We start from the raw sequence: 13,502 nt of genomic DNA, 5'->3' as shown, positions 1-13,502 counted from the left end.
TGACCCGTGGTCTTGGTCGCGGAGTCGATGTTCGTCCGCATCCCGGCGCTCGCCGCCCGGCACGGGGCGGTGAACCTGGCGCAGGGGGTCTTCGACCACGGTCCACCCGCCGCGCTGCTGCGCGCCCTCGTCGCCGCGGGGCAGAACGAGGGCGCGCACCAGTACGCGCCCAGCGCCGGTCTGCCACGGTTGCGGCAGGCGGTCGCGCTCCGCACCGCGAACTCACCCGACCCGGACACCGAGGTCACGATCACGGCGGGCGCCACGGAAGCGTTGCACTGCGCGCTGTTCGCACTGCTCCAGCCCGGTGACGAGGCGATCGTCGTGGAACCGGCCTACGAGCAGTACGCGCCCGCGATCCGGTCGGCCGGCGGGACCGTCGTGCCGATCCGGCTCACCGACGTCGACGGGTCGTTCGCCGACCTGCTCGCGGCGGTGTGCACCGAGCGGACCAAGGTGGTCGTGGTCAACAGCCCGTGGAACCCGCTGGGGCGCGCGCTGACGTCCGACGAGTGGGCCGCGCTCGCGGAACTCGCGCGGCAGCGGGGGATCGTCGTGGTGTCCGACGAGACCTACGAGCACCTGGTCCCCGGAGAACACCGGGGTGTCCTGGACGCCATCCCGGAGCCGGAGCTGCGGGTCAAGGTGTCGTCGGTGTCCAAGTCGTTCGCCGTGACCGGGTGGCGGGTCGGGTGGGCCGTCGCCGGGCCCGAGCTGACCAAGCGGATCAGGGCGGTGCACCAGTACGTCACGTTCTGCCCGGCCGTGCCGCTCCAGCACGCCGTCGCCGACGTGCTGGCCGACGATTTCCAGGTCGTCGGCGAGGTCGCGGACGGCCTGCGGGAGCGCGCGACCTGGTTCGCCGAACGGCTCACTCAGGTCGGTTTGTCCACCAGTGTGGCGGCCTCCCCGTTCTACCTGGTGGCCGACGTCGGTATGGCGGCGGACGCGTGGTGCGACCGGATGGTGGTCGACGAGGGCGTGGCCGCGTTGCCCCTGTCGGTGTTCTACTCGGCCCCGGTGTCCACTGTGGACACGTTAGTGCGGTTCGCCGTGTGCAAGCGGCAGAGCACCCTCGAGACAGCGGCGCGGCGGCTCGCGGAGCGGCTGTCATGAGCCCCGTCGTCCTGGTCACCGGTGGGGGTGGCGGCATCGGGTCCGCGGTCGTGGACACGCTGGCGGCGGCGGGTGCGATCGCCGTGGCCGCCTCGCGCAAGCCCGCGCCGGACGGCATCGCGCTGGACGTGACGAAGGCCGAGGACTGGACCCGCGCGGTCGACGAGGTGCTGGAGCGGCACGGCCGGCTCGACGCGCTGGTGAACGCCGCGGGCGACCTCGGCGGCACCGAGCAGGGCGTGCTGACCGCCCGCCCTGAACAGTTCCTGTCCATCATGGAAACCCATGTCGTCGGCACGTGGCTGGGCTGCCGCGAGGTCGTCGGCCGCGGGTTCGGCCACCCGGTGTCGATCGTCAACCTCGCCTCCACGGCGGGACAGCTCGCCACCCCCGGCATGGTGGCCTACGGCGCGGCCAAGGCGGCCGTGCTGCACCTGACGAAATCCGTCGCCCTGCACTGCGCGCGGACCGGCGTGCCGGTGCGGTGCAACGCCGTCGCGCCGGCCCTCGTGGACGCGGGGCTGCGTGACGAGGTGCTGGCGACGGTGTCGTCCTCACCGGAGGACGCGCTGGCGGCCTACCGCTCCAGGGTGCCGCTGGGCCGGTTGGTCGGCGTGGATGAGGTGGCCGAGACGGTGGCGTTCCTCGTCCTGCGCGCGGGCGACTCGCTGACCGGCGAGGTGATCACCCTCAGCGGCGGCCTGGGCCTGGCCTGACCGAGCTACTGGGTCGGTGCGCCGGCGCGGATGACGGGGCGCACCGAGTCGCGCATGACGATGTGGGTGCCGAGCATGACGTGCTCGGCCATGTCCGACTTGTCCCGCACGCGTTCGAGGGCCATGCGCACCGCGGTGCGGCCCAGCTCCTCGTGCGGCACGTGGACGGTGGTGAGGTCGATGTCGGCGGCCGGGGGCAGGTCGTCGAAGCCGACCAGCGAGATGTCGTCGGGGACGCGCAGCCCGTGCTCCCGCAACGCCTGGCGGGCGCCTGCCGCGAGGAGGTCGTTGCCGGCGAAGACGGCGGTGAAGTCGGGTGGTCCGGCGGCGAGTCGTTCCCGGATCATCCGGTAGCCCTCGCGCCGCTCCATGCTGCCCTCGACCTCCAGACCGGGGTCGTGCGGCACGCGGTAGTCGGCCAGGGCCTTGCGGTAGCCCGCGATGCGGCTTTCCGGAGTGGTGTAGTTGTCGCGGCGGCCGAGGAACAGGATGCGCCGGTGGCCCGTCGACAGCAGGTGGCTGGTGATGGCGTAGGCGCCGCCGATGTTGTCGTACTCGACGACGAGGGCGGGCACGTCGGGGCCCAGCGCCGGGCGCCCGCACAGGACGAGCTGCGAGCCCGCCAGCGCCAGGGCGCGGGCGTAGTCGGCCATGCGTTGGCGGTAGGCGTCGTCCGCCACGACGTTGCCGACGAGGATCACGCACTCGGCGTGCTCCTCGCGCATGAGCTGGACCGTGGCGAACTCGCGCTCGGGGTCGCCGCCGGTGGTGCCGACGATGCAGAGCTTGCCCTCGATCGCGGCCTGGGTCTGCACGCCCTGGGCGACGTGGGCGTAGTGGGGTGAGATGACGGAGTTGACGATGATGGCCACGCTGCGGCTGCTCGCGCCGGCCAGCCCGCGCGCGTTGGCGTTGGCCACGTAGTCCAACTCGCGGACCGCTCGCATGACCTTGCTGCGGGTGGCGGGTGCGCTGGGGTAGGTGCCGGACAGGATGCGGGAGACGGTGGCGACGGACACGCCCGCGTGCGCGGCCACGTCACGGATCGTCGTCGGACGCCGCCCCTCGCTGTCGGACGCCGCACGCCGGACCATCCCACCTCCACCTGGCCGTGAAACCTGCTGGTAAACCGCTTACACGCGATGGTTCCGCCAGGCGAACACGGTGTCAAATCACCACGCTGCACCGGTTCGCCGCGGTCGGCACGCGCCGGCCTGGTGCCACCGAGTCCACGTGTAAACGTATACCACCTGAGACCTCCATGCTTGACAGGCACTGGGTCCCATGCTGCGATTCGACTGTAGTAAACGTTTAAACAACGCCATCTCGTCGGAGTTACGCCCACCTGAGTGGAGCCCCCCATGGCGATGATCTCGCGACGTGACCTGCTCCTCAGCGCGGCGGCGGTCGGCGCAGTCGGACAGCTCGGTCCGGGCAGCGGGTCGGCGCGTGCCGACCCGGCCGTGGTCGCGTTACAGGCGGGCGGCGTGCTCGAAGACGGCGTCCAGCTCAGGTGGCTGGAGGGCGGCACGCCCCGGCAGCAGGCGGCCGGGTGCACGTGGGGCGTCCCGTGGCCGAAGGGTGCGGTGCCCGAGGACCAGCCCTTCGCGTTGCGCACCACCGCAGGGCAGCAGGTGCCCGTGCAGACGTGGGCCACCGCGTACTGGCCGGACGGGTCGCTGAAGTGGACCGCGCACGCCATCGGCACCGAGGTGCCACCGGCCGAGCAGTACGTGCTCGCCGGGGGAGTGCCCGCCGCGCCGGCGGCGGCCGTGACGGTCAAGGACGGCCGCGACGAGATCGAGGTGAACACCGGCGTCATCAGGTGCGTGATCCCGAAGAAGGGAGACCGGCTGGTGCGCGCCATCCTCCGGGGCGACCGCGAGATCGCCCGGAACGGCGAGCTGATCTGCCTGCGCCAGGACGAACCGGGCGACGACGAGACCGGCTCGGCGAAGCCGGAGAGGTTCACCGGCCGCACGGAGAAGGTGACGGTCGAGTCGTCCGGCCCGGTCCGAGCGGTGGTCAAGATCGAGGGCGGGCACCGGCGCGACCGGCGGTCCTGGCTGCCGTTCACCGTGCGCCTGTACTTCTACGCGGGCAGCGACGGCATCCGCGCGGTGCACAGCTTCGTGTTCGACGGCAACGAGAAGAAGGACTTCGTCCGCGGCCTCGGCATCCGGTTCGAGGTGCCGATGCGCGACGAGCCGCACAACCGGCACGTGCGCTTCGCCGGGCCGGACGACGGCGTGCTGTCCGAGGCGGTGCGCGGCATCACCGGACTGCGCCGCGATCCCGGCGCGGCGGTCCGCCGGGCGCAGGTCGCCGGGCAGGCCACCCCACCGGTGGAAACCTGGGACACCCGCGTCAGCTCACGGCTGCACCTCATCCCCACCTTCGGCGACTACTCCCTGCGCCAGCTCACCGCCGACGGCTTCCAGATCCGCAAGCGCACCAAGGCGGGCCACGGCTGGATCCCGGTCGACGCCGGCGGCCGGGCGGGCGGGCTCGGGTACGTCGGCGGCCCCGGCGGGGGGTTCGCCTTCGGCATGCGCAACTTCTGGCAGCTGCACCCCACCCAGCTCGACATCCGCGGCGCGGCGGGCGACAAGGCCGAGGTGACGGTCTGGCTGTGGTCGCCCGACGCCGGGCCGATGGACCTGCGCTTCTACCACGACGGTCTCGGCCAGGACACCTACCCCGAGCAGCTCGAAGGCCTGGAGATCACCTACGAGGACTACGAGCCGGGTTTCGGCACCCCGTACGGGATCGCACGCACGACCGAGCTGATGTTCTGGGCGCTGGACTCGACCCCGGCCGCGGACCGGGTGGCCGAGCTGGCCCAAGCCGTGCGGACGCCGCCACTGATCGTCGCGCCGCCCGCGCACCTGCACGCGGCCGGCGTGTTCGGCGACTGGTCGCCGGTAGACCGCTCGACCCCGGCGAAGGCGCGCATCGAAGACCGGCTGGACTTCCTGTTCGACCACCACAGCGCGCAGGTCGAACAGCGGTCCTGGTACGGCTTCTGGGACTACGGCGACATCATGCACAGCTACGACCCCGACCGGCACGTCTGGCGCTACGACGTCGGCGGCTACGCGTGGGACAACTCCGAGCTGTCCACCGACCTGTGGCTCTGGTACCACTACCTGCGCACCGGCCAGGCCGAGGCGTTCCGCTTCGCCGAGGCGATGACCCGCCACACCGGCGAGGTCGACGTCTACCACCTGGGGAAGTGGCAGGACCTGGGCACGCGGCACGGCGTGCAGCACTGGGCCGACAGCGCCAAGCAGGTCCGCATCAGCAACGCCGGTTACCGGCGCTTCCTCTACTTCCTCACCGCCGACGAGCGCACCGGCGACCTGCTGCGCGATCTCGTGGACGCGGACCGGACGTTCCTGGTCCTGGACCCCATCCGCAAGATCCGCACGGGACCGTACGAGCCCGATCCGCACGCCCTCGGCGTCAGCACCGGCACCGACTGGAGCGGCCTCGCGCTGGCCTGGCTGACCGAGTGGGAGCGCGGCGGCGCGCCGACCGCCCGCGAGAAGCTGCTGAACAGCATGCGCACCATCGCCGCGATGCCCAACGGGTTCGCGCGCGGCAGCGGCCTGTACGACCTCGACGACGGCACGTTCAAGCCCACCGGACCGGCGGTCAGCGTCGGCTCGCTGGGCGCGGTGTTCGGCCTGGTCGAGCTGTGCAGCGAACTGGTCTCCCTGACCGGCGACGAGGCGTTCACCAGGGCGTGGCTCCAGTACTGCCGGCTGTACAACGGCACCGCTGCCGAGCAGCAGGCGGAGACGGGGCAGTCCTGGGGCAACCTCAACCTGCGTCAGGCCCACTCCAGGCTCACCGCCTACGCCGCCGCCAAGCTCGGCGACGCCACCCTGGCCGCGCGGGCGTGGAAGGAGTTCGACACCGGCCACGCGGGATACGCGCGGACCCTGGAGTTCAAGTCCGTGCGGCTGGACGGCCCGCAGGTGCTCAAGCCGGTCGACGAGGCCGTCTTCGCCTCCGCCAACGCATCCGCGCAATACGGCCTGGCCGCCATCCAGTGCCTCGCCCTGGTGGGGGACCGCATCCCCTCCTAGCCCTTGTAACGCCGCCGCCTGCCTCAAGAAGTCAAGGAGGACTTCATGGAAGTCAAGCGCGCCGTACGTCGCGGGGCTGTCATCGCCGCCGCCGTCCTGGCCGTCAGCACGACACCGTTGACCGGCTCCACGTCCGCGAGCACAGCGTCGTCCGACGAGCCGGCGATCGCGGCTTCACGGGTGATGGAGCGTCTGGGCCGCGGGGTTGTGGCCGTGCGCTCCGGCAGCAGCAGCGTCCTGGTCACCTGGCGCCTGCTCGGGCTCGACCCGGACGGCATCGGCTTCAACGTGTACCGGTCCACGGCAGGCGGTGCCGAGGTCAAGCTCAACCCGAACGTGCTGACCGGCGGGACCAACTTCGTGGACTCCACGGCCAACCTGTCGCAGTCCAACAGCTACCGGGTCCGACCGGTGGTCGGCGGCGTGGAGCAGGCGCCGAGCGGGGCGTTCACGTTGACCGCCAACCACGCCACCGAGCCGGTGGTCCGCCTGCCGCTGCGGGCCGGGGGTGCGGTGAAGTTCGTCTGGGTCGGCGACCTCGACGGCGACGGCGAGTACGACTACGTGCTGGACCGCCAGACCTCGCCCCAGAAGCTGGAGGCCTACCGGAGCAACGGGCAGTTCCTCTGGCAGGTCGACATGGGGCCGAACAGCACGAACCAGAACAACATCGAGGGCGGCTCGGCGACGATCAACGTCGGCCACAACGACGGTGTCACCGTCCAGGACCTCGACGGCGACGGCCGCGCCGAGGTCGCCGTGCGGATCGCCAACGGCGTCACCTTCGGCAACGGGACCAGGTACAACGGCCTGAGCGACAACACCCGTCAGGCGATCGCCATCCTCGACGGCATGACCGGCGCGGCCCGCGCCACGGCTCCGGTGCCGACCGACTACCTGTCCGACGGTCCGATGTACGCGCGCTTCGGCGTGGGCTACCTCGACGGCGCCACGCCGAGCCTCGTGGCGTTCATGAAGAACCGCATCGGCAACGGCGGCTTCAACCTCATGTTCGCCGCCTGGCGGTTCACCGGCAACGCGCTGACCATGCAGTGGAAGTTCCTGCGCGGCAACCAGAACCTGCCCGACGGGCACAACACCCGCATCATCGACGTCGACGGCGACGGCAAGGACGAGATCGCCGAGATCGGGTTCGTGCTCAACGGCAACGGCACCCTGCGCTACTCGCTCGCGCCCCAGGGCGTCATCCACGGCGACCGCTTCCACATCGCCGACATGGACCCCAGCCGTCCGGGGCTGGAGGGGTACGGCGTGCAACAGGACAACCCCAGCGGCCTGCGGGACTACTACTACGACGCCGCGACCGGCAGGATGATCTGGAAGCACACCCAGTCCGGCACCGCCGACGTGGGACGCGGCATGGTGGGCGACGTCGACCCGCGCCACCCCGGCATGGAGGCCTGGGCGTTCTCCGGCCTGTACAACGCGCCCACCAACCGGCTCACCCAGTCGAGCACCTCGCTGCAGCCCTGGCCCCAGCTCGGCATGTGGTGGGACGGCGACATCACCATGGAGCTGCTCAACGACGGCAAGATCGAGAAGTGGAACCCGACCAGCCCGACCACCACCAACAGCGTGCCGCGGCTGGTCACCACCTCGAACTACGGCGCGGTCGACGCGAGCCAGAACGTCCAACCCACGTTCTACGGTGACATCCTCGGCGACTGGCGCGAGGAGGCCGTGTACACCAACGCGAACTTCAACCAGCTGATCATCTTCACCACGAACCAGCCGTCCAGCACCAGGCTGTACACGTTGGCGCACAATCCCGCCTACCGCAACGCCATGACCCTCAAGGGGTACATGCAGTCCCACCACGTCGACTACTTCCTCGGCGCCGGCATGTCGACGCCTCCCCGGCCGAACATCACCTACGCGGGCGGCTGAACGCCTACCCGCCGACACCCGCCGTTCCGATAACCGACACGGTCCAGGAGCCGCTCCATGCCGCTGAGCCTGCCATCGCCCGATGAACGACTGTCCGGCCACACCGGCTGGACCCGGGCGCACTGGGAGGCCGTGGCGGATCACCTGCTGGCGTCCGTGGTGCCGTACGCGACGGACGACTTCGCCCAGTTCCGCCTGCCCGGCAGGACCGGTCGGGCGGGGCCGGTGAGCGACGGTCTGGAGGGCTTCGCCCGCACGTTCCTGTTGGCCTCCTTCAGGATCGCCGGCAGCAGGATCGCCGGTGCGGGCGAAGCCGTCCCGACCGCGTTGTTGGAGCGTTATGCGAGCGGCCTGGTCGCGGGGACGGACCCGGCGCACCCGTACGCCTGGCCGGCGCTGACCGACATGTCCCAGCAGCTCGTCGAGGCGGCCTCGGTGGCGCTGGCGCTGCACGAGACCCGGCCCTGGCTGTTCGACCGGCTGCCACCCGCCCAGCAGGAACGGGTGGTGACGTGGCTGGCCGGGTTCATCGGGCGGCGCACACCGGACAACAACTGGGTGCTGTTCCGGGTGGTCGTCGAGCAGTTCCTGGCCGAGGTGGGCGGGCCGCACGACCCCGGCGAGATCGCGGGCGGCCTGGAGCGGGTCGAGGACTGGTACGTCGGCGACGGCTGGTACTCCGACGGCAAGGGCAAGAACTTCGACTACTACTGCGGCTGGGCGATGCACCTGTACACGTCGCTGTGGGCGCGGATGGCCGGCGACACCGGACGTCGGGAGCTCTACGCGGCGCGGCTGAGCCGTTTCCTGGAGCAGTACCAGCACTTCTTCGCCGCCGACGGCGGGCCGGTGCACCAAGGCCGCTCACTGACCTACCGGTTCGCGTCGGTGGCGCCGCTGTGGCTGGGCGCGCTGACCGGTGCGTCACCCCTCCCGCCCGGCCGGACCCGGCGCATCGCGAGTGGCGTCCTGCGCCACTTCGCCGAACGGGGCGTGCCGGACGAGCGCGGGCTGCTCACCCTGGGCTGGTACGACGAGTTCCTGCCCACCACGCAGGACTACTCGGGCCCGGCGTCGCCGTACTGGGCCAGCAAGGCGTTCCTCGGCCTGCTGCTGCCGCCCGACCACCCGGTCTGGACCGACGCGGAGGAGGCGGCGCCGGTCGACCTGGCGGACCAGGTCGTGGCGATGCCCGCGCCCGGCTGGTTGCTGCACGCCACCCGCTCGGACGGCGTCGTGCGGCTGGTCAACCACGGCAGCGACCGCGACCGCGTCCAGGACCCGAACGGTGTGCCCGACCCGCACTACCTCAAGTTCGGCTACACCAGCCACACCGGACCCGAGGTGGGGACCGCGGGCGTGGACAACGACCTGGCCGTCATCGCGCCCGACGGGACGGCCTCCGCCAGGCGCCGCATCGAGCCCCTGAGCGTGTCCGACCGCTTCGCCGCCTCGGCCTACCGCGACGGCCCCGTCCGCGTGGTGACGGCCTCGGTGGTCCACGGCGCGGCGGAGATCAGAATCCACCAGGTCACCGCCCCGGCCGGGCACCAGGTCAGGGACGGAGGCCACGCCCTGGCCGCGCCGGTCCCGCTCGAACTACGTGAAGCGGACGGCGTGGCGCTGGCCCGGCGTGCGGACGGGCTGAGCACTGCCGTGCGCGCCCTGCACGGCTACACCAGCACGGGCCTGGTGACGGCGGAGGGCGCCAACGCTTTCGGCCCGCACTCGGCCACGCCGTACGTGATCGCCGACGCGCATCCCGGTGGCACCGCCGTCTACGTCAGCCTCGTACAACTCGCGGTGACGGGGCCGCCCGCGCCCGGCGTGAGCGTCGAGGACGACGTGGTCGTCCTGGACCTGCCGGGCGCGGAGACGGTGACCGTCTACCTGGGCGAAATCCCCACCTGCGAACGGCGAGATGCCGTCACGGGCTGATTCACTTGTTCGCCGCGTACTCCGTGGCGAGTTCCGTGGCGACCTTGTCACCGCCGGCCTGCTTCCACTGGGTGACGACGTCCTTCCACGCCGACGGCGGCTTGCGGCCGAACGTGATCGCCGCGATGCCGTCCCCGATGATCTGGTTGAGCTGGGCGCCCTTGCTCGCCTCCGTGGCCGAGCGAAGCCCGGTGGCGGGGTTGCGCACGCTCTTGGGCAGGGTCGCCTTCTGCCACTCGTGGACGGACTTGGCCACGTCGGCGTGGCCGGGCAGGTAGAGGACCGACGGGGCCGCGCCGATGAACCTGGTCGGCAGCAGCGAGTTGTTCTCCTGGCTGTACAGCTCGGTGGTCTTGATGCCGTCGGCGTCCTTGGTGAAGTGCTTGCCCTCCACGCCGTAGTTGGCCAGCTCGTACTCCTCGGTGCCGAACGGCGCGCTGAGGTAGTCGCAGATGCGCAGCAGCAGTTTGATCCGGGCGGACTCGGCCTTCTTCATGGCGACGTAGCCGAAGATGCCGAAGCTCTGCCAGGGCGTGGCCTGCGGCCCGTACGGCCGGCCGAGGTCGAGCGCGAACCGTCCGTTGATCTTGGTCAGGGTGGACAGGTTCACCGAGCCGAAGCCGTCGCTGATCGACGCGACCGTGCCGTTGTGGAAGTAGCTCTGCATGTCGGTGGAGCTGACGGTGAGGCTGTCGGGGTAGTGGTTCCCGGCCTCGACCAGTTTGCGCATGACCTCCAAGGCCTGCTCGAACTGCGGCGTGGCGATGGTGTGCGTGAACGTGCCGCCCTCCGCCGACCACGTGTTGGGCGCGCCCAACGAACCGGCGTGGAAGGTGGCGGCGGCCAGCCCGGTGAACAGCGTCTTGAACCAGCCCACGCCCCACTTGCGGTCGCCGGTCAGCCCTTTCATGGCCTCCAGGTACTGCTCGACCGTCCAGTCCTCGGGGATGCCGGCCGCGTCCATGGCCGAGCGGTTGACGAACAGGCTGTTGCCCGGCATCGGCCGTTCCAGCGGGACCCCGTAGATCTTGCCCCCGATCCGGCCCATGCCCTGCCAGGCGTAGGTCGGGATGTTGGCCAGGTTCGGGAACTCCTTGACCGCGTCCCCGCCGAGGAACTCCGACAGGTCGGCGCCGCGGGCCTGGATGAACTCGGCCCCGTGCGGCAGCGCCAGGTTGGTGAACATGATCATGTCCGGCAGGTCGTCGCCGGAGGCCATCAGCGTGGCCATCTTCTGCCCGTACTCCGGATCGGGCACGACGGTGACCTTCAGGTTGACGTTGAGCGCCTTGTTGATCGCCTGCCAGTACTGGTTCTCGCCGACCGGCTTCGGCGGCGCGCCGAACGACACGACCATCACCGTGACGTCCGAGCCGTCCCCCACGGGGTTGTTCACCGACCGCACGAGCTTCTCGGGGTACTTCAGGTAGAGCGGCTGCACGCCGGACGCGTCGCCGGGGGAGTCCGGGGTCGGCCCGCTGAACGGCACGTAGGCGGGCCAGGGGGTGAGGTTCTTGCCGGCGTTGGAGACGCCGTCGCCCGCCGGGCTCCCGCCTCCGCACGCCGTGAGGAGGGGCGCGGCGGCCAGGCCGAGCACGCCGGTACCCGCGAGCCGCAGCAGGGAACGGCGGTCGATGCGGTGGTCCATGAAGAGATTCCTCTCCCGGCGTGGCGCCGAAAGGAGTGGTTCCGGTGGGAGGACTCAGGCCTTCAAGGCCCCGGTGACGACACCCTTGACGAAGTACCGCTGCACGAACGGGTACACGCACACGATGGGCAGCGTCGCGAGCATGACGACGGCCATCTGCACGGATTGCGGCGAGGTCGTCGCCATCTCGCCCGAGGTCTCGGCGAGGGAGGCGCCGCCGGTGACGTACTGCCGCAGGACGGTGCCGATCGGCCACTTGGTCTGGTCGTTGAAGTAGATGATCGCCTCGAAGAAGCGGTTCCAGTACGCGACCGCGTAGAACAGGCCGATCACCGCGATGACCGCCTTGGACAGCGGCAGCACGATCTTGCGCAGGATCGCCGGCTCACCGGCGCCGTCGATCCGCGCGGCGTCGATCAGCTCCGACGGGATGGACTGGAAGAAGCCGCGCATCACGACCAGGTTGAACACGTTGACCAGGAACGGCAGGATCAGCGCGGCGTACTGGTCGAACAGCCCGGCGCTCTGCACCACCAGGAACAGCGGCACCATCCCCGGCGGGAACAGGAACGTGAACAGCACCAGCAGCAGGAGCGGTTTGCCGCCGTAGACCTTCGGCCTGCTCAGCGTGTAGGCCAGACCGATGGTGCAGGTCAGGCTCAGTGCCGTGCCGATGACCGTGACGCCCGCGCTGACCAGCAGCGCGCGGGTGATGATCCCGCCTTGCAGGATCTCGGTGTACGCGCCGAACGAGAAGTCCTCCGGCCAGATCACCCAGCCGCCGTTGGAGATGACGTTCTGCGGGCTGGCCAGGCTCGTCGCCAGGACAGTCCACAGTGGAAAGACCACCAGCAGGACCACCACGGTCAACGCCACCGCCTTGGCGGCGCGCACCGCGGGCGTGGGGCGGCCCATCCAGGCCGGCGTTCCTACCCTGCTCACTTTTGGTAAACCCCCTGCTCGCCGAGCCGGTGCGCGACCTTGTTGGCGGTGTAGATGAGCAGCACGCCGATCACGCCCTTGAACAGTCCGACCGCCGCGGCGTAACCGAAGTCGCCGCTGGCGAAGCCGGTGAAGTAGACGAACGTCTCCAGCACCTCACCGGTCTCCGGCCCCACCGACTGGCGCTGGAGGAAGAACTGCTCGAACCCGATCGACAGGAACTCGCCCAGCCTCAGCACCAGCAGCAACGCGATGACCGGCCTGATCGCGGGCAGCGTCACGTGCCACAGCCGCCGTCCCCAGCCCGCACCGTCCAGGGCCGCGGCCTCGTACTGCTGCTCGTCGACCTGCGACAACGCGGCCAGGAAGATGATCGTGGCCCACCCGCACTCCTTCCAGATCAGCTGCGCGATCACCAGCGGTCCGTACGCGTCGGGGTTGCCGATGATCGAGATGCCGCCCATGCCCAGGTCCGACAGCCACCCGTTCACGACCCCCGCGCCACCCAGCATCTGCTGGAACAGCGCGACGACGATCACCCACGACAGGAAGTGCGGCAGGTAGACCACGCTCTGCACGAACCGCCGGACGGTGTCGCCGACGATGCTGTTGAGCAGCAGTGCGAGGGCCAGCGGTGCGGGGAAGAAGAACACCAGCTGTAACGCGGCGATGAGCAGCGTGTTCTTGACCGCGTTCCAGAACTCCGGATCGCCGAACATGCGCTCGAAGTGCGCCAGGCCCACCCACTCGCTGCCCGAGATGCCGAGGAACGGGACGAAGTCCTGGAAGGCCAGCACGTTCCCGAACAGCGCGCCGTAGTGGAAGAACAGGAAGTACACCAGACCCGGCACCGCGATGATCAGCAGCACCCCGTCGGCCCGGATGCGGCGCAGGCGCCAGGTGCGCGGGCGCTCGTCCCCGGGCTGGGTGGGTGGCTTCTCGGCCGGAGGGCTGGTTCCACCAGCGCCGCCGCGGACCCGCGTCATGCTCACGTCGAACGCCTCTCTCGCGGTGCCGAGCCGAAACAGAATGTTCACCAAGCTAAAACGGTTACATGACGTTCGTCAACCGCTCGCTGGCGGACAACGGCGCTCTAGCGGCACGTCATCACGCTGGCAAGGCCGCGTGAGAACCGTTGTG

At 70.5% G+C, this 13,502-nt stretch carries 9 protein-coding genes; 5 read left to right on the top strand and 4 right to left on the bottom strand.

Translation table 11 applies throughout. The features are described from left to right. Positions 1-6 precede the first annotated feature (6 nt). The gene (locus tag ALI22I_RS21465) at positions 7-1,116 is read left to right on the top strand and encodes an aminotransferase class I/II-fold pyridoxal phosphate-dependent enzyme (RefSeq protein WP_083751906.1); all 1,110 of its coding nucleotides are present in this window, start codon (positions 7-9) and stop codon (positions 1,114-1,116) included. Next, positions 1,113-1,832, top strand: a complete 720-nt coding sequence (locus tag ALI22I_RS21460; protein WP_077007306.1) for an SDR family NAD(P)-dependent oxidoreductase — start codon at positions 1,113-1,115, stop codon at positions 1,830-1,832. Before ALI22I_RS21465 ends, ALI22I_RS21460 begins: the two co-directional genes overlap by 4 nt. Positions 1,833-1,837: 5 nt before the next feature. Here the strand turns inward: ALI22I_RS21460 and ALI22I_RS21455 are convergent, their stop codons facing one another. Then, positions 1,838-2,926: a LacI family DNA-binding transcriptional regulator gene (locus ALI22I_RS21455; protein ID WP_077007305.1), complete on the bottom strand. Its 1,089-nt coding sequence runs from the start codon at positions 2,924-2,926 to the stop codon at positions 1,838-1,840. A 267-nt stretch (positions 2,927-3,193) separates the two neighbouring features. Between ALI22I_RS21455 and ALI22I_RS21450 the strand changes: the two genes are divergently transcribed. Genes ALI22I_RS21450 through ALI22I_RS21440 form a run of 3 tightly spaced genes read left to right on the top strand, consistent with a single transcriptional unit; the run spans position 3,194 to position 9,772 of the window. After that, a complete protein-coding gene (locus tag ALI22I_RS21450; protein WP_077007304.1) occupies positions 3,194-5,926 on the top strand; it encodes an exo-rhamnogalacturonan lyase family protein in 2,733 nt (910 codons plus the stop codon). A gap of 45 nt (positions 5,927-5,971) precedes the next feature. Beyond that, the gene (locus ALI22I_RS21445) at positions 5,972-7,834 is read left to right on the top strand and encodes a rhamnogalacturonan lyase family protein (RefSeq protein ID WP_077007303.1); all 1,863 of its coding nucleotides are present in this window, start codon (positions 5,972-5,974) and stop codon (positions 7,832-7,834) included. 57 nt (positions 7,835-7,891) lie between these two features. Then, complete coding sequence (locus tag ALI22I_RS21440; RefSeq protein WP_077007302.1) at positions 7,892-9,772, top strand: DUF2264 domain-containing protein; 1,881 nt, start codon at positions 7,892-7,894, stop codon at positions 9,770-9,772. A 1-nt stretch (position 9,773) separates the two neighbouring features. On the opposite strand, the gene ALI22I_RS21435 is transcribed toward ALI22I_RS21440, so the two are convergent. Genes ALI22I_RS21435 through ALI22I_RS21425 form a run of 3 tightly spaced genes read right to left on the bottom strand, consistent with a single transcriptional unit; the run spans position 9,774 to position 13,399 of the window. Next, positions 9,774-11,420 (bottom strand): extracellular solute-binding protein, encoded by a 1,647-nt coding sequence (locus ALI22I_RS21435; protein ID WP_077007301.1) that lies wholly within the window; start codon positions 11,418-11,420, stop codon positions 9,774-9,776. A 54-nt stretch (positions 11,421-11,474) separates the two neighbouring features. After that, complete coding sequence (locus ALI22I_RS21430) at positions 11,475-12,362, bottom strand: carbohydrate ABC transporter permease (RefSeq protein WP_202971036.1); 888 nt, start codon at positions 12,360-12,362, stop codon at positions 11,475-11,477. Continuing rightward, positions 12,359-13,399, bottom strand: coding sequence for an ABC transporter permease (locus tag ALI22I_RS21425; protein ID WP_202971035.1), 1,041 nt, complete (start codon positions 13,397-13,399; stop codon positions 12,359-12,361). The genes ALI22I_RS21430 and ALI22I_RS21425 overlap by 4 nt, the downstream gene beginning before the upstream one ends. Positions 13,400-13,502 lie beyond the last annotated feature (103 nt).

It is taken from the genome of Saccharothrix sp. ALI-22-I (assembly GCF_001984175.1).
Taxonomy (GTDB): Bacteria; Actinomycetota; Actinomycetes; order Mycobacteriales; family Pseudonocardiaceae; genus Actinosynnema.
Note: the sequence above shows the minus strand (reverse complement) of the source record. Positions and strands in the feature narration are given on the sequence as shown.

Excerpts from the sequence above, each read along its gene's own strand:
- ALI22I_RS21460 (WP_077007306.1), top strand. The coding sequence starts at position 1,113 with ATGAGCCCCGTCGTCCTGGTCACCGGTGGGGGTGGCGGCATCGGGTCC.
- ALI22I_RS21455 (WP_077007305.1), bottom strand. The coding sequence starts at position 2,926 with ATGGTCCGGCGTGCGGCGTCCGACAGCGAGGGGCGGCGTCCGACGACG.
- ALI22I_RS21450 (WP_077007304.1), top strand. The coding sequence starts at position 3,194 with ATGGCGATGATCTCGCGACGTGACCTGCTCCTCAGCGCGGCGGCGGTC.
- ALI22I_RS21445 (WP_077007303.1), top strand. The coding sequence starts at position 5,972 with ATGGAAGTCAAGCGCGCCGTACGTCGCGGGGCTGTCATCGCCGCCGCC.
- ALI22I_RS21440 (WP_077007302.1), top strand. The coding sequence starts at position 7,892 with ATGCCGCTGAGCCTGCCATCGCCCGATGAACGACTGTCCGGCCACACC.
- ALI22I_RS21435 (WP_077007301.1), bottom strand. The coding sequence starts at position 11,420 with ATGGACCACCGCATCGACCGCCGTTCCCTGCTGCGGCTCGCGGGTACC.